The 15,947-nt window shown below is 57.3% G+C and carries 11 protein-coding genes and 1 pseudogene; 10 read left to right on the top strand and 2 right to left on the bottom strand.

The window, feature by feature from the left end; all coding sequences use genetic code 11:
- Positions 1-8: 8 nt before the first annotated feature.
- The 10 genes and pseudogenes from dppC to ACMYSO_RS12755 all read left to right on the top strand — a co-directional run bounded on the left by dppC (position 9) and on the right by ACMYSO_RS12755 (position 14,865).
- Positions 9-911, top strand: coding sequence for a dipeptide ABC transporter permease DppC (gene dppC, locus ACMYSO_RS12800; RefSeq protein ID WP_434582597.1), 903 nt, complete (start codon positions 9-11; stop codon positions 909-911).
- Between the two features lie 10 nt (positions 912-921).
- Complete coding sequence (gene dppD / locus ACMYSO_RS12795) at positions 922-1,905, top strand: dipeptide ABC transporter ATP-binding protein (RefSeq protein ID WP_434582598.1); 984 nt, start codon at positions 922-924, stop codon at positions 1,903-1,905.
- Entirely contained in the window at positions 1,902-2,915 is a 1,014-nt protein-coding gene (gene dppF, locus ACMYSO_RS12790; protein ID WP_123757191.1) for a dipeptide ABC transporter ATP-binding subunit DppF, read from the top strand. Before dppD ends, dppF begins: the two co-directional genes overlap by 4 nt.
- A 449-nt stretch (positions 2,916-3,364) precedes the next feature.
- The gene (gene bcsO, locus ACMYSO_RS12785) at positions 3,365-3,937 is read left to right on the top strand and encodes a cellulose biosynthesis protein BcsO (RefSeq protein ID WP_434665065.1); all 573 of its coding nucleotides are present in this window, start codon (positions 3,365-3,367) and stop codon (positions 3,935-3,937) included.
- A gap of 1 nt (position 3,938) precedes the next feature.
- A pseudogene (locus tag ACMYSO_RS12780) lies at positions 3,939-4,731 on the top strand (cellulose synthase operon protein YhjQ/BcsQ).
- A 19-nt stretch (positions 4,732-4,750) separates the two neighbouring features.
- The gene (gene bcsA, locus ACMYSO_RS12775) at positions 4,751-6,862 is read left to right on the top strand and encodes a UDP-forming cellulose synthase catalytic subunit (protein WP_434582600.1); all 2,112 of its coding nucleotides are present in this window, start codon (positions 4,751-4,753) and stop codon (positions 6,860-6,862) included.
- On the top strand, positions 6,859-9,330 hold the full coding sequence (bcsB, locus tag ACMYSO_RS12770) for a cellulose biosynthesis cyclic di-GMP-binding regulatory protein BcsB (protein WP_434665063.1): 2,472 nt from the start codon (positions 6,859-6,861) through the stop codon (positions 9,328-9,330). The genes bcsA and bcsB overlap by 4 nt, the downstream gene beginning before the upstream one ends.
- Positions 9,327-13,379, top strand: coding sequence for a cellulose synthase subunit BcsC-related outer membrane protein (locus tag ACMYSO_RS12765; protein ID WP_434665060.1), 4,053 nt, complete (start codon positions 9,327-9,329; stop codon positions 13,377-13,379). The genes bcsB and ACMYSO_RS12765 overlap by 4 nt, the downstream gene beginning before the upstream one ends.
- Positions 13,379-13,855: a cellulose biosynthesis protein BcsD gene (bcsD, locus tag ACMYSO_RS12760; RefSeq protein WP_434670798.1), complete on the top strand. Its 477-nt coding sequence runs from the start codon at positions 13,379-13,381 to the stop codon at positions 13,853-13,855. Before ACMYSO_RS12765 ends, bcsD begins: the two co-directional genes overlap by 1 nt.
- Before the next feature lie 11 nt (positions 13,856-13,866).
- Positions 13,867-14,865, top strand: a complete 999-nt coding sequence (locus ACMYSO_RS12755) for a glycosyl hydrolase family 8 (protein WP_434665057.1) — start codon at positions 13,867-13,869, stop codon at positions 14,863-14,865.
- Positions 14,866-14,886: 21 nt separating this feature from the next.
- On the opposite strand, the gene map is transcribed toward ACMYSO_RS12755, so the two are convergent.
- The gene (gene map / locus ACMYSO_RS12750; protein WP_434665054.1) at positions 14,887-15,666 is read right to left on the bottom strand and encodes a type I methionyl aminopeptidase; all 780 of its coding nucleotides are present in this window, start codon (positions 15,664-15,666) and stop codon (positions 14,887-14,889) included.
- Positions 15,647-15,865 (bottom strand): ParD-like family protein, encoded by a 219-nt coding sequence (locus tag ACMYSO_RS12745; RefSeq protein WP_123757200.1) that lies wholly within the window; start codon positions 15,863-15,865, stop codon positions 15,647-15,649. Before ACMYSO_RS12745 ends, map begins: the two co-directional genes overlap by 20 nt.
- Between the last annotated feature and the right edge of the window lie 82 nt (positions 15,866-15,947).

Genomic DNA, 15,947 nt, shown 5'->3' with positions numbered 1-15,947 from the left:
GGGCCATCATGTCACAAGTTACTGAAAATAAAGTTGTCGCCGCACCGGTGCCAATGACCCCGATGAAGGAGTTCTGGCACTATTTCAAACGCAATAAAGGGGCGGTCGTTGGCCTGGTCTACGTGGCGATCATGATTATTATCGCCGTGTTCGCGAACTTCCTCGCACCTTACAACCCGGCGGATCAGTTCCGCGACGTACTGCTGGCACCGCCTGCCTGGCAGGAAGGGGGAAGTTTTGCGCACCTGCTGGGCACCGATGACGTTGGCCGCGATATTCTGTCGCGACTGATGTACGGCGCCCGTTTATCGCTGCTGGTGGGCTGTCTGGTGGTGGTGTTGTCGCTGATCCTCGGCGTGGTGCTTGGCCTGGTGGCCGGCTACTTCGGCGGCGTCATTGACTCCATCATCATGCGTATCGTCGATATTATGCTGGCGCTGCCAAGCCTGCTGCTGGCGCTGGTACTGGTGGCCATCTTCGGCCCGTCGATTGTGAACGCCTCAATCGCACTGACCTTTGTCGCCTTGCCGCACTACGTGCGTCTGACGCGCGCGGCGGTGCTGGTGGAAGTGAACCGTGATTACGTGACTGCCTCACGAGTGGCGGGCGCGGGCGCGCTGCGTCAGATGTTCGTCAATATTCTGCCTAACTGTCTGGCGCCGCTGATCGTTCAGGCGTCGCTGGGTTTCTCTAACGCCATTCTCGATATGGCCGCTCTTGGCTTCCTTGGCATGGGTGCGCAACCGCCGACACCGGAGTGGGGCACGATGCTCTCCGACGTGTTGCAGTTCGCGCAGAGTGCCTGGTGGGTGGTCACCTTCCCGGGAGTGGCCATTCTGCTCACGGTGCTGGCATTTAACCTGATGGGTGACGGTCTGCGTGACGCGCTCGATCCCAAACTGAAGCAGTAAGAGGTTCGAGATGGCGTTATTGAATGTTGATAAATTATCGGTGCACTTCGGTGATGAAGGCACCCCGTTTCGCGCGGTAGACCGCGTGAGCTACAGCGTTAACCAGGGCGAAGTCGTCGGGATTGTTGGTGAGTCTGGTTCCGGTAAATCGGTCAGCTCGCTGGCGATTATGGGCCTGATTGATTATCCCGGCCGCGTAATGGCGGATAAGCTGGAATTTAATGGTCGCGATCTGAAACGTATTTCAGAAAAAGAGCGCCGCCAGCTGGTGGGCGCAGAAGTGGCGATGATCTTCCAGGACCCGATGACCAGCCTTAACCCATGCTACACCGTCGGCTTCCAGATCATGGAGGCCATTAAGGTGCACCAGGGGGGCAATAAAAAAACCCGCATCCAACGGGCGATCGACCTGCTGACGCTGGTGGGTATTCCGGACCCGGCATCGCGGCTTGATGTCTATCCGCACCAGCTTTCTGGTGGGATGAGCCAGCGCGTGATGATTGCCATGGCGATAGCCTGTCGGCCGAAGCTGTTAATTGCCGATGAGCCAACCACGGCACTAGACGTGACGATTCAGGCGCAGATCATTGAGCTGCTGCTGGAGCTGCAGCAAAAAGAGAATATGGCGCTGGTGCTGATCACTCACGATCTGGCGCTGGTGGCTGAGGCCGCACACAAGATTATTGTGATGTACGCCGGCCAGGTCGTCGAAGCGGGCGATGCGAAAGATATCTTCCGCGCCCCGCGGCATCCGTATACTCAGGCATTGCTGCGTGCGCTGCCGGAGTTTGCTCAGGATAAAGCGCGGCTGGCTTCTCTGCCTGGTGTAGTCCCTGGGAAATATGACCGTCCCAACGGCTGCCTGTTAAACCCGCGCTGCCCGTATGCCACCGACCGGTGCCGCAGCGAGGAGCCGACGCTGAACCACGTTGACGGCGGCCGTCAGTCGAAATGTCACTACCCACTGGATGATGCCGGGAGGCCTACGCTATGAGTACCCATGAGGCCACCACGCAACAGCTGTTGTTGCAGGCCATCGACCTGAAAAAATATTACCCGGTGAAGAAGGGGCTGTTCGCACCGGAGCGCCTGGTGAAAGCGCTGGACGGCGTCTCATTTACCCTCGAACGCGGGAAAACGCTGGCGGTTGTGGGTGAATCCGGCTGTGGGAAATCCACGCTGGGTCGCCTGCTGACGATGATTGAAATCCCGACCGGGGGTGAGCTTTACTACCAGGGACAAGACCTGCTTAAGCACGATCCGCACGCGCAAAAGCTGCGTCGTCAGAAAATCCAGATCGTCTTCCAGAACCCCTACGGGTCGTTAAACCCGCGTAAGAAAGTGGGGCAGATTCTTGAAGAACCACTGCAGATCAATACTACGCTGAACAAAGAGCAGCGCCGGGAAAAAGCGTTGGCGATGATGGCGAAGGTGGGGCTCAAAACCGAGCACTACGATCGCTATCCGCATATGTTCTCTGGCGGTCAGCGCCAGCGTATCGCCATTGCCCGCGGTCTGATGCTGGACCCGGACGTGGTCATTGCCGACGAACCGGTATCCGCGCTGGATGTCTCGGTGCGCGCGCAGGTGTTAAACCTGATGATGGACCTGCAGCAGGATATGGGGTTGTCCTACGTGTTCATCTCCCATGACCTGTCAGTGGTAGAGCATATTGCCGATGAAGTGATGGTGATGTATCTCGGACGTTGCGTGGAAAAAGGGACCAAGGATCAGATCTTCAACAACCCGCAGCATCCGTATACCCAGGCCCTGTTGTCGGCCACACCGCGCCTGAATCCGGACGATCGCCGCGAGCGTATTAAGCTGACCGGCGAGCTGCCGAGCCCGCTGAACCCGCCGCCGGGTTGTGCATTCAACGCCCGTTGCCGTCGTCGCTTTGGCCCCTGCACTCAGCTGCAGCCGCAGCTGAAGAACTACGGTGGCCAACTGGTGGCCTGCTTTGCCGTTGACCAGGACGAAAACCCGGAAAAACACCCCGCCTGATCGTTTGCGCCGCTGTCGATGAGACAGCGGCCGCAATTTCACCCTGATATTTTGTCACTTAAATAAGCCGTTTGACCTATTTATATAGTGATAAAAAAGAGATAAAATCTATTCCAGTCGCGCGAAAGATTATTTTTTTACTTCATTATTTTTAAATATAACCAGATAAAATGCTGGTTTTATTTAGCAATCAGGTGGTTTCAGGTTTTGCATACAGATACCTCCTAAAAAATGGAGCTATCATTTAGTATTAGAAATGGTAGGGTAATCCCAAAGCTATCAATAAATTACGCCGCCTTGACCAATATCCCTATACATAGTCATTGTATTGTTGGTCATGCTGATCAACTTAAGCTGATGATAAACAATAAAATAAACTATGCTCTAAAGGCGTAGTGTCAAAATAAAAACAGATTAAATATTATGTATTTAAAATCATGAGGTTATCCATGAACCATTATGATGATTTGCAGCGCTTCAAGGAAAAGACTCGTACGCAAAGTCTACATTTCAAGGACCTTTCATCACAGGCACCCACCCGGGAACAGGGCGATTGGATTATTCTCAATCAGCTAACTCCTGGGGAAGAGAAAGAATCTTCTCTGGCGATGGGGGGATCGGTATCGTTACCGATACCACAACCCGTGCCAGCAGATATGTTCCATTGGGTAGAAACAGAACCTGAGCACACTCCTGCGCCGACAGTTGCGCCAACGCCTGTGGCACAGCAGGTGGTTACGCCCCCGGTGTCTGAACCGGTTGTATCCCCCATTGCTGCCGCTGCACCAGTTGAACCACCTCCGTTGGTGACGCCGCCAACGACACCTCCGGTCATGGCGGAACCTGCTCCGGCTATCGCAGCGGCACCGGCACCGCGGGTCGCACCTCGCCCGGCAGTGACACCTGCGCAGGCCAGCGACGGCTTTGCACATTTATTTGCGGCAAAAGCCGCTGAACCGGCGGCAAAAAATAAAGATCAGCCGCTGAAATCACTTTTAGAAAGGATTGCGACATGCCGTTGATCTGCGTGTGTTCTCCAAAAGGCGGCGTAGGAAAAACGACCCTCGCGGCTAATCTTGCCTATTCTCTGGCGCGCGCGGGCAGCAAAGTTCTGGTTGTCGATTTTGACGTTCAGAATGCGTTGCGCCTGCATTTTGGCGTCCCGCTTAGCGATGAACGCGGCTATGTCGCGAAAGCGCTGGAACTTCATGACTGGAGCCAGTGCGTACTCAGTGCCGGCAGCAATATTTTTGTCCTGCCATATGGCGATGTCAGCGAGGCGCAGCATCAGGCGTTTGATCAACACCTGGCCACCGATCCTCACTTTCTGACCCGTGGTCTGGCGGCGTTATTGAATTATCCCGGGCTTATTATCATCGCCGACCTGCCACCGGGTCCGTCGCCAGCGCTCACCGCGCTGACGTCACTGGCGGATCTCCACCTGGTGCCGCTGCTGGCGGATACGGCGTCGATGTCGGCCCTGTCGCACGTGGAAAAACAGCGCCTGACTGGCGGTAAGCTAAACAACAAACTCGGGCATTATTTTGTGCTGAATCAGAGTGATAACCGTCGCCAGGTCAGTCGCGATGTGACCGCGCTGATGGAGGACAAACTGGGCGATCGGCTACTGGGCATTATCCACCGTGACGAAAGCGTGGTGGAGGCAAATGCGTCGCAGAAGTCGGTTCTCGACTTTAGCTCCTCCTCTGCAGCCGCTTTTGATATTGAAATCATTGCAAAAAAAATCTCTGCGCTGTTGGGTATCAAAATTGGCGACGGCACGGTGCACAGCCAGCCTCGCATGTCAGGGCTTTAACTTATTGCAGGGCTGCTGAATGAAAAAGTCTCTTTTCTGGTTGCTGGCACTGGTGCTGTCGCCCGTTGCCGTTCTGGTGATTATTACGCCGATGGACAGCCAAAAGCAGTATCTTTTTGGTCTGTTGAGTATCGGTATTCTGTTTTTAATGGGGTTTAGCAAAAAACGCAGTATTTCGGTCATTATGGTCGTAACTTCGCTGCTGATGTCGACCCGTTATATGTATTTCCGCTTGACGCAAACCCTGCATTTTAACTCCGGGATCGAGACGGTTCTGGGGATGGGACTGTTTCTGGCGGAAGTCTATATCTGGGTGATGTTGCTGCTGAACTACCTGCAAACGGTCTGGCCGCTTAAGCGCGAAATCGTCCCGCTGCCGGATGATATGAGCACCTGGCCGACGGTCGATATCTATATTCCTAGCTATAACGAACCGCTGGACGTGGTCCGTGATACCGTGCTGGCCGCGCAGTGTATTGATTACCCAGCGGATAAGATGAAAATTTATCTGCTGGATGATGGTAAACGCAGCGAGTTTGCGGTGTTTGCCGCCGATGTTGGGGTGGGATATATCACCCGAAATGACAATAAACACGCCAAAGCAGGTAACCTGAACCATGCGATGACCCTCACCAAGGGCGAGCTGATTTGCGTCTTCGATTGCGATCACGTGGCAACCCGCGTGTTCCTGCAGGCTACGGTGGGCGGTTTCCTTAAGGATCCTATGCTGGCGCTGGTCCAGACGCCGCATTACTTCTACTCGCCTGACCCGTTTGAACGTAACCTCTCCGTGGGACGCAATATTCCCAACGAAGGGATGTTGTTCTATGGCCCGATTCAGCAGGGTAACGATAACTGGAATGCGACCTTTTTCTGTGGCTCCTGTGCGGTGATCCGCCGTAAAGCGCTGGAAGATATCGGTGGTTTTGCGGTGGAAACCGTCACCGAAGATGCGCACACCGCGCTGAAGTTCCAGCGTCTGGGCTGGAAATCGTCGTTTCTCGATATTCCGCTGGCGGCGGGTTTAGCGACCGAGCGTCTGGTGGTACACGTGATTCAGCGAACCCGCTGGGCACGCGGCATGACCCAGATTTTCCGCCTCGATAACCCGCTGTTGGGTCGGGGGCTGACGTTCCAGCAGCGCTTGTGCTACCTCAGCGCCATGCTCTACTACCAGTTTGCGTTACCGAGGGTGGTGTTCGTCACCGCACCGTTAGCGTATCTGCTGTTTAACCTGAATATTATCTACTCCTCGGCGAGCCTGATCGTGTCGTATGCCTTGCCACATCTGTTCCTTGCGATCTACGTCGGTTCGCGGATGAATGGCCGCTATCGTTACAGCTTCTGGGGGGAAATCTACGACATCGTACTGGCATTCCACCTGGTATTGCCGACGCTGGTGACGATGATTTTCCCCAAACGCGGCAAGTTCAACGTGACCGACAAAGGGGGGCTGCTGGATGTCGGTTACTTCGACTTTACCGTCGTCAGACCTCATCTGGTAGTGGCCTGTTTGCTGGGCGTCGGCGTGATTGTCGGTATCGTTCGCGCCATTGGGCATGATTACTTCGGCTCTGACCCTAACGTAATCGCTCTGAACGTTGGCTGGGGGCTCTACAGTCTGATCTTCCTGCTGGCGGCGATTGCCGTGGCGCGCGAAACCCGGCAGGTACGTAAGACTATCCGTATTGATGTCGATATTCCTGTGCTGATTCACTACGCCAGCGGCGTGGTTTCACGTAGCCATACCGCCGACCTGTCGATGGGTGGCTGTCGTATTGCGGTGCCGGATGACCGTCATCTGCAGGACGACATTGAAGAGATTGAGCTGATTTTGCAATCCGGGGCCATTTGTATTCCGGCAGAGCAGGTGACCGCCGACCAGCAGTTTATTCGTCTGAAGTTTGATGAAAATATCCCGCTGTCGCTGCGTCGCGAACTGGTGCGCGTGGTGCTGGCGCGTGCGGATGCCTGGATTAACCCGCCGCGTCCGCAGGACAACCCGTTCCGCTCGTTTGTCACCATCTTACGCTGCGTCTTTGAACTGTTCTGGCTGTCCTGGAAAACCCGGGGCGCCCGCCGTCGGCAGAAACCTGTTGCGAGTACCGCGCAGGAGGATGGCCAACTATGAAGCGACTGACCACGCTTGCGCTGCTGGCCGGGATCTTTTCCGTGCCTGCGCTGCACGGTGAAGAGACGCCTGCCGAACCGACAGCGACGCTGAACTTCCCGCTGCCGGGCGCCGCCGTCGACGGGACGACCGCCGATGACGCCGCGACGACGACAGCACCGAACCAGACGGCTACACCAGAATCGACCACCGCGGGTGCTGCAACGCCAGCAACCGACGCTACGACGGCAGCCGAATCCACGCCCGCAGCGGATCCGGCTGCCTCGCTGCCCGATCTACCGCCGCCGGTTAACACTGCTGCGCCGGTGGCCGTACCGTTAACGCCGGTCGTTAGCGGCACGCTGAATCTGGCGCAAATGGGGATGCCGGACGGCATTATTCTCAGCGGTGGGCAACGTCAGGGGGGCGCTGATTTTACGCTGCCGTCTGACCAGGTCGTGACCCATGCCGAACTGATGTTGGATGTGCGGGTGTCACCAGAAATGGCAACCCGTAACGCTACGCTGCAGCTGATGCTTAACGGCCAGCCGCTGGGCACGGTGCCGCTGGGTACCGACGGGGCCGATATTTCCCACTATCAGCTGGATATTCCGGCTGCGCTGATGGTCTCCAGCAATAACCTGAGCTTTAAGGTGAATGATGGCGACAACATGCAGTGTCTGCTCAATAGCCAGGATACATCGGGCGTCACCATTTTAGCGGCGTCGCGCTTTAGCTGGGAAAGCCAGCCGCTGAATCTCAGCAATGATTTAAGCCATTTCCCGCGGCCGTTCTTTGACAACATGCAGATGACCCCTGCAGATATCGCGGTGGCCTTCCCGGAAAACGCTGGGGCGGATGTCTATAGCGCCGCGGCGTTAATCTCCTCCTGGCTAGGGATTCAGGCTGACTATCGCGGCATCTCCTTTAATGCGCTGCGCGATCGTTTACCGGAGCGCCACGGCATTATTATTGGTCATCCGGGCGACCAGGTGGGCGGGATCACTTTGCCGCAAACCGACAAACCGCTGCTGAAGATTGTTGATAACCCGGGGAATCCGACCTACAAACTGCTGTTGATCGTCGGACAAAACGATGCGGCATTGCGGGCTGCGGCCTGGCGTCTGACGCGTGGCGACATTGCTCCACAGACCGCCAGCCTGAGCGTAGATCCGCAGGCGATCCCGGTTGGAAAACCGTATGACGCCCCACGCTGGATCCCGACCGATCGGCCGGTAAAAATCAGCGAGCTGCTGCGTAAAGATCAAAGTATGACGGTTAACGGCGTCTGGCATGAACCACTGCGGGTGGCATTCCGCGCGGCACCGGACCTGTACCTCTGGGATGGCGAAACTATCCCGTTGCAGATTGGCTACCGCTTCCCGGCGGAAAACTGGATCAACGAAGATAAGTCGTTATTGAGCGTCACGCTCAACAACACCTTCCTGCACAATTTACCGCTGAACAAGCAGGGGCCGCTGGAGAAGTTGTGGCGCCGCCTGGGAGGCGATGCGCGTCAGGAGCAGTTTACTATCCCGCTGGCACCTTACCTGATCTACGGGGATAACCAGCTGTCGCTCTATTTTAACGTGGTCCCGAAAGACAACGCGCCCTGCTCGGTGGTGATGAATAACAACATCAAGAGCCGAATTACCGATGATTCATGGATTGATTTAAGCAATACGCGCCATTTCTCGCTGTTGCCAAACCTCTCCTATTTCGTTGGTGCCTCGTTCCCGTTCTCGCGGCTGGCGGATTACTCGCAAACCGTGCTGCTGCTGGCAGAAAAACCGTCAGAAACACAGGTGGCTACGCTGCTCAACCTGGCGGCACGTTCGGGGAATGCGACCGGAACGGCGCTGGCCAACAACCGGGTGGTTCTGGGTGTCCCGAGCGGTGGAGCGGGCCTGCAGTATCTGCGCGACCGCGATGTCCTTGCGGTCAGCGGCCTCGATCAAAAAGCATTTAACCAAAGCCTGCTGGCAGACTCGCCCTATTATCAGGCGGATAACCAACTGGGCGTGCGTGAGTCGGGGTTGGGAGAAAAAGTGCAGCGTTGGCTGAGCGGCGACTGGACGTCCGCCAGCGTTGACGCCGATCGCTATCTCTCTTCCAGCAACGCCTGGCGTGGTTTTATCAGCTACCGCTCTCCATGGAGCTCACAGCGCACGGTGGTGGTAGCGATGGCCAGCAACGATGATCAACTGGCCAGACTGAAAGTCGACCTTGATTCACCGCGTATCAACGCCGGGATTCGGGGCGATACGGCGATTATCACTAGCGACAATGGCGTGCGCAGCTTCCAGGTTAATACGCCGTTCCCGAGCGGTCAGATGCCGTGGTACATGATAGCGGTATGGTATGCCAGCCAGCACTCGGGCCTGCTGGCATTGCTGGGGCTGCTTGCCACCTCGATAATCGGCCTGGCGCTCACCGCTATGTTTAAACGCCATGCTCGCAAGCGTCTGAGTTCGGGGGAAAGCCAATGAAACGAGTTATCAAAATGAATCGCCGGTCGACCCGAAAATTGCCCACCCTTTGTCTGTCAGGCGTGCTGACATTTGGCGCACTCGGTGATGCCCTCGCTGCCGGTAATGATGCCGCGCTGCAAGCATTGTTTGCCCAGGCAAACTACTGGCATGAAAAATCACACGATGAACTGGCGAAAGAGTCGCTGCAAAAAGTGCTGCTGGTCGATGCCAATAACACTCAGGCCATGTATCTGATGGCGCTGTGGTCGCAGCAGGGTGGGGATCTTCAGGGGGCAGCGCAGTGGCGCGCCCGGCTGGCGAAGGTCTCGCCCAATAGCCCCAATCTGCAGGAGCTGGATAACGCCAAGAAAATGGCCCAGGTCCCGCAGGGGCAGCTCAGCCTGGCAAGACAGCAGGCGCGAAGCGGCAATATTCCGGCGGCATTAACCACCTGGCGGGGCATGTTTAATGGCAATACCCCGCCATCGAGCCTGGCTGCCGAATATTACATGACCATGGCCAGCGACAAATCGCTCTACCCGCAGGCGGTCGGCGAGCTGCGCCAGTACGTGGCGCAGCATCCGCAGGAAAACGCCGCGCGCGTGGCGTTAGGTAAAGCGCTGACCTGGCGGGAAGACACTCGTCGGGAAGGGATCTCGATGCTGGAATCGATGGCCAGCGGCAGCAAAGATGCCGACAGCGGCCTGCGTCAGGCGCTGCTGTGGCTGGGTCCGCAGGCTGGTGATGAGGCGATGTACGATACCTGGATGCAGCGTCACCCGCAGGATACTGAAGTCCAGAATTACTACCGCCAGCGGATCAGTGGCCAGGCGCGCGGTCAGGGGTTTGTTAACCTCAATAGCGGCAATACCACCGCCGCGAAAGAGCAGTTTGAACAGGTACTCCAGACCAACCCGCAGGATGCCGATGCGCTGGCTGGGATGGGCTACATCGCGCAACGTAACGGCGACTTTCAGGCCGCGTCGCAATATTTAAGTCGGGCCGCAGATCTTGGCGGCGCGGACTCCGCTGCCCGCCGCGAGCAGGCGGCAGATGCCTTATTCTACGGCCAACTGGCGCAGGCGCAGCAGGCCTACAAACAGGGCAACATCAGCCAGGCGCTGGCGCTGTCCGCGCCGCTGGCTCAGCAGAGCGGCACGCGTGGCGCGTCGGCAAAACTGTTCCGGGCCGATGTGTTGCGCCATAACAAAGACCTCCCGCAGGCAGAGCAAACGCTGCGCTCGCTGCTCAACGATCAGCCGCAAAACGGCCCGGCGCGTGAGAACCTGTACTACGTCCTGCGCGAGCAAAATAAATCGGCGGAGGCGCAGGAGATGCTGCGTACGCTGCCGGCCAGCATGCAGCAGAAACTACAGCCTCGCGTGGTTACCGGTATGCCGGGGGATTCGCTGCGTCGTCAGGCACAAGAACAAGCCAACAGCGGCAACGTCACGGCGGCAATCGCCACCTTGCGTCAGGGGGTATCGCGTTACCCGGACGATGCCTGGATGCGCCTGGATCTCGCGCGACTGTTGCAAAAATCGGGCAATGAGAGCGAAGCCGCGTCGACGATGGCGGCCGCCTATCGCCCTGGCGCCAGCAGCAATTCGCTGTATGCCGCCGCGCTGTTTGCCAGCGAAAATGGCGCCTGGCAGCAGGCGCAGACGCTGTTGGGGCGGATCCCCGCAGCCAGTCAGACCAGCCAGATGAGTGATTTACGCCAGCGGGTGAACTACAACCTGCAGCTGGTGACCGCGCAGAACTACCTGGCGCAAGGGAATACGGTGGCGGCATCGAATACCCTGAAAGCGATGGCTGCGACGCCGCCTAAATCGCCGGCGGATGTCGGCAAGCTGGCGCGCATGCTGGCCCAGAGCGGCGATGTTGGCGGGGCTGTTACGTTGGTGCGTAACAATATCAGCGGCGGTATCACCGGCAATGCCGGCGATTACGCCGATCAGGTCTCGGTACTTAATCAAGCGGGGTTGACCAATGAAGCCCAGGCGCTGTTAACCAACCCGCAGCTGCAGGCCACCAGTACGCCGACGCAGCTGGCAAGCATCCGCAACGGTTACGTGATCAACGAAGCGGACCGGCTGCGCGAGCAGGGCAACTATGCCGGGGCTTACGACAAACTGATGGGGGCGATGCAAAGCGACCCGCAAAATACCGACCTGATGTTCGCCATGGCGCGACTCTATCAGAGCGGAAAAATGAACAAAGAAGCGGGCGTGGTCTATGACTACCTGATGACCCGCGATACGCCGGACCAGGCGGCGCGTACCGGCGCGATTGACATTGCGTTATCGGAAGGCAACAACGACCGGGCCGAACAGCTGGCTGGTGGACTGCGTCCGGATAATTCGCCGGATCGCTTAGTGCTGCTGGCGCGCGTCGCGGAATCGCAAGGGCATCACCAGCAGGCGATGACGTATCTGCGTAGCGCGCGCGGCAAACTGCTGGGACTGCAGAGCAGCAACAGCGCCCAGACGCCAACCGTTGGCGGCGTGCTGGCGGCGGACAACCCCTTTGTGGGCGTCTCCCGCACCACCACCCCGACGCGGACGGCGTCGGCCTACGGGCAGTATATGCCGTGGCAGGTCGCTCAGGTGTCGACCGGGCCCGGGACAACCCTGCCGGGGATCCAACGTCCGGACCTGCCGGTAGAGACCGCGCAAACCCGTACGCTGCGTCAAGTGGATAGTATGATGGAGACGCTACAGGAAAAAACCGGCACCTGGCTACAGGGTGGCATGGAAGTGCGCGGTCGTGATGGCGAATCCGGTACCAGCAAGCTGACGGAGATGAAAACCCCTCTGACGTGGTCCTCATCGCCGTTTGGCGACTCGCGCTTTGACTTTACCGTCACGCCGATCACGCTGAATGCCGGTACCGCCACCGGCGATGCCTGGCGGCGATACGGTGCGAACCCGCTCTCCAACGCGGTTTCCAATATGATCTCCACCGCCACCAGCGAGCAGGCGGCGATTGCCGCGATGACCGACACGGAAAAGGAAACCTATTTTGCCAGCAATCCTGGGGCTGAGGCGTTAAGTGAGCTGGGGACGCTGAATGCCTCCGACTATAACGCCACTACCAGCAGCGGGATGGAAAACCTGGCGAAACTCGGTGCCTACGATTCCGGCCAGGTGGCTAGCTATCTGGCGTCATCGAGCCTGAAACCTGACGTCGATCAGGCGAGCGGATCAACGGATTCTCAAAAGGCCAATGGCGTTGAGCTGGCCATGGCTCTGGGCGGCGACAATTATCGTGTCGACATCGGCAGTACCCCGCTGGGTCAGGATCTGAATACCGTAGTCGGTGGGGTGAAATGGTCACCGAAGCTGACCAACTACCTGTCGCTGATCTTCACCGGTGAGCGCCGCTCACTGACCGATAGCCTGCTCTCCTACGTGGGTCTGAAAGATTCCTACTCCGGGAAAACCTGGGGGCAGGTGACCAAAAACGGCGGTACCCTCCAGTTAAGCTATGACGATGGCGATGCTGGCTTCTACGTGGGCGGCGGCGGCTACAGTTATCTCGGCACAAACGTTGCCAGCAACACCAGTATTAACGCCAACGCCGGGGTCTATCTGCGGCCTTACCATGATGATTATCGCCAGCTGCAGGCCGGGTTGAGTATGAGCTACATGGATTACTCGAAAAACCTCAGCTACTTCACCTATGGCCAGGGTGGTTACTTCAGCCCGCAGAACTACGTGAGCGTCTCGCTGCCGGTTAACCTGACCGAGAAATATGACAACTGGACGATGAAGCTGGGTGGGTCAGTGGGTTATCAATCCTACAGCCAGGATAAGAGCGCTTACTTCCCGACCAACTCCGAATGGCAGCAAACCCTGGAGACTGCGGTCACCAATGGTTTTGCGAAAGAAGCTTACTATTCGGCGACCTCGAAGAGCGGCATTGGCTATACGCTGCGCGCCGGTGCTGATTACAAAGTGAACAAACAGATGACGCTAGGCGGCCAGATTGGCTACGACACCTTCGGTGACTATAACGAGAGCACCGCGGGTCTCTACATCCGCTATATGTTGGGAGACAACTGATCATGACGGAGAATAACAACGCGGAAGTCATGGCCTGGTTTCAACAGCAGCAGACGCCAGCCGGATGGTTTGACCTGCTGTTGATCATGGTCGATGGCATGTTAAACAACGCCGGCGAGCTGGAAAGTCAGCCGTTCTTACGCCAGATGGGGGAGATGCTGGCAGATCGCTACCCGCTGCCAGAGTCAGAAACCGTGGGCCAGCTGGAAGCCAATATCAACCAGTGGCTGAGCCGTTTTAAATGGGGTGTGGTTAGCGTCGATGTGGGCGAGGACGGGTTACGACTGCGCCATCGCGCGCTCCCGGTGAGCCGCGATGATGCGCATCGGGTGCGCTGGTGCAATGCATTTTGTGCCATACTCGAGGGGCTTTATTCTCGCTGGCTACAGGGACAAGGAGGCAGTACGCACGTGGTGTTGCAACGTGAGCGGCTGTTTTCGGTCTCGGATGTTCAGTTCCTCTACTTCCATCCATAACGGGTGACCTTATGTCTTTGCGTGCAGTAATAGCGGTCATAGTGACGATGATGGTACTTCCTCGCGCGTGGGCTGACACCGCGTGGGAAAGCTATAAATCACGGTTTATGATGGCCGACGGGCGAATCGTTGATACCGGTAATGGGAGTATCTCTCACACTGAAGGGCAGGGGTTTGCGATGCTGCTGGCGGTGGCGAAAAACGATCGCCCTGCCTTTGACAAGCTGTGGCAATGGACCGATAAAACGCTGCGAAATAAAGACAATGGCCTGTTTTACTGGCGCTATAATCCCGTCGCGCCGAACCCGATTGCGGATAAGAACGACGCCACCGATGGCGATACCATGATTGCCTGGGCGCTGCTGCGCGCCCAGAAGCAGTGGGGCGACAAGTCCTACGGTGCGGCTTCCGACGCCATTACCGCGTCACTGCTGAAAAACACGGTGGTAACCTTCGCCGGTTACCAGGTGATGCTGCCCGGTGCGAAAGGCTTCAACCTCAACGATCATCTCAATATTAACCCGTCCTACTTTATCTTCCCGGCGTGGCAGGCGTTTGCCGAGCACACCCATCTGACTGCCTGGCGCAAGCTGCAAACCGATGGTCTGGCGCTGCTGGGGAAAATGGGCTGGGGGAAATCAAAACTGCCTACTGACTGGGTGGCGCTAAAAGCGGACGGCAAGATGGAGCCGGCGAAAGAGTGGCCGCCGCGCATGAGCTATGACGCGATCCGCATCCCGCTGTATCTCTCCTGGGCCGACCCGCAAAGCGCCCTGCTGACGCCATGGAAAAACTGGTTCAACAGCTATCCGCGACTGCAGACGCCGGCCTGGATCAACGTCAGCAACGACAACGTTCCGTCGTGGTTTATGACCGGCGGCCTGCTGGCGGTGCGCGATCTGACCATGGGTGAGCCGCAGGGTGACCCGCAAATCACCGCGCAGGATGATTACTACTCAGCCAGCCTGAAGCTGCTGGTCTGGCTAGCCAGGCACGACCAGTCGCGTTAACCGTCAGGTGTCTCGCCAGGATTACTGCGGAATAATTTCGCCCTGGCGTAGGGTCAGGACTTCAACGCCGTCGGCGGTAACGGCCACGGTGTGCTCCCACTGCGCGGACAATTTCTTGTCGCGGGTCACCACGGTCCAGCCGTCCTTTTTGACTTTGGTCCGGCTGTCACCCTGGTTGACCATCGGTTCGATGGTAAAGACCATCCCTTCTTTCAGGACGGTGCCTTCACCCGCTTTGCCGTAGTGCAGCACCTGCGGATCTTCATGCATCTCCTGACCGATCCCGTGGCCACAATACTCGCGTACCACGCTGTAGCCATGGCTTTCAACATGGCTCTGAATCGCATGGCCGATATCGCCCAGGGTCGCGCCGGGCTTAACGGCCTTGATACCTTTCCACATGGCTTCGTAGGTTTTCTTCACCAGCCGGCGGGCCAGCGGCGAGACTTCACCAATCAGGTACATTTTGCTGGAGTCGGCGATCATCCCCTCTTTTTCCAGCGTGATGTCGACGTTAACAATGGCCCCGGATTTCAGGTGCTCCGTCTCTTTTGGTATCCCGTGACAGACCACCTCGTTGATGGAGGTGTTTAACACGTAGGGAAAATCATATTGCCCTTTGCTGGCGGGGCGGGAGTGCAGTTGATTAACGATAAAATCTTCCACCCGATCGTTAATCGCCATGGTGGTGACGCCGGGCTGGATAAAGGTGTCCAGCATGTCAAATACCGAGGCTAATAGCTCTCCGGCGTGGCGCTGTCTGGCAAGCTCATCGGCGGTTTTAATGCGAATTGATGGCATTGATCACCTCCAGCAAGCGGTCGGAACCGGATTTCAGCATCATCATCTTAATTTGTTGATGGTTCAGCTCCGGATAGAGCTCGCTCATCATCCCCAGCCGGATCCAGTATTCCGCCTGCGCGTTCACCGAACGTGACATGGCCTTGCTGGCATCGCGAATGTCGTCGTGCAGCAGGTCAGTGATTTTTACAATGCCCATATATATGTTCCGTAATGATTCATATATATATCGTATATTTTGAAACGACGGCTGTCACGACGTTTTTGCCAGCATCAACAGT

Source organism: Klebsiella sp. B345, from assembly GCF_051131735.1.
Classification (GTDB): Bacteria; Pseudomonadota; Gammaproteobacteria; order Enterobacterales; family Enterobacteriaceae; genus Klebsiella.
The sequence above is the reverse complement of the archived record's forward strand: the minus strand, read 5'-3'. Positions and strand labels throughout refer to the sequence as shown.

Excerpts from the sequence above, each read along its gene's own strand:
- dppC (WP_434582597.1), top strand. The coding sequence starts at position 9 with ATGTCACAAGTTACTGAAAATAAAGTTGTCGCCGCACCGGTGCCAATG.
- dppD (WP_434582598.1), top strand. The coding sequence starts at position 922 with ATGGCGTTATTGAATGTTGATAAATTATCGGTGCACTTCGGTGATGAA.
- dppF (WP_123757191.1), top strand. The coding sequence starts at position 1,902 with ATGAGTACCCATGAGGCCACCACGCAACAGCTGTTGTTGCAGGCCATC.
- bcsO (WP_434665065.1), top strand. The coding sequence starts at position 3,365 with ATGAACCATTATGATGATTTGCAGCGCTTCAAGGAAAAGACTCGTACG.
- bcsA (WP_434582600.1), top strand. The coding sequence starts at position 4,751 with ATGAAAAAGTCTCTTTTCTGGTTGCTGGCACTGGTGCTGTCGCCCGTT.
- bcsB (WP_434665063.1), top strand. The coding sequence starts at position 6,859 with ATGAAGCGACTGACCACGCTTGCGCTGCTGGCCGGGATCTTTTCCGTG.
- ACMYSO_RS12765 (WP_434665060.1), top strand. The coding sequence starts at position 9,327 with ATGAAACGAGTTATCAAAATGAATCGCCGGTCGACCCGAAAATTGCCC.
- ACMYSO_RS12755 (WP_434665057.1), top strand. The coding sequence starts at position 13,867 with ATGTCTTTGCGTGCAGTAATAGCGGTCATAGTGACGATGATGGTACTT.
- map (WP_434665054.1), bottom strand. The coding sequence starts at position 15,666 with ATGCCATCAATTCGCATTAAAACCGCCGATGAGCTTGCCAGACAGCGC.
- ACMYSO_RS12745 (WP_123757200.1), bottom strand. The coding sequence starts at position 15,865 with ATGGGCATTGTAAAAATCACTGACCTGCTGCACGACGACATTCGCGAT.